The 255-nt window shown below is 45.9% G+C and carries 1 protein-coding gene; it reads right to left on the bottom strand.

Annotated features, from left to right (window positions below; all coding sequences use genetic code 11):
* On the bottom strand, positions 1–255 hold a 255-nt coding region (locus P3R27_RS15060), incomplete at both ends, for a WxL domain-containing protein (RefSeq protein ID WP_301357627.1).

Below are 255 nucleotides of genomic sequence, written 5' to 3'. Positions count from 1 at the left end.
CGTTGTACTCGTTGCTTTAAAGTCGGTCATGCGTACTTGCAGGTCCCAACCCGCATTCGTTCCACGGACATCTTGTACTTGCGCAAAACTGACATAAGGAACTTTGTTTTCTTCACCTGTTGTACCCGCTTTTTGTTGCTTTTCTGCGATCATATTGTAGGTTTGATCTTGATTCGAGATCACTTGTGAGCCAAAGTTCATCGTGGCAGCTTTCATGATCGATAACGGACCTGTTGTTCCTGGCACTTCAGGCTC

The sequence above is a fragment of the Enterococcus spodopteracolus genome, assembly GCF_030441955.1.
GTDB lineage: Bacteria > Bacillota > Bacilli > Lactobacillales > Enterococcaceae > Enterococcus_B > Enterococcus_B spodopteracolus.
The sequence above is the reverse complement of the archived record's forward strand: the minus strand, read 5'-3'. Positions and strand labels throughout refer to the sequence as shown.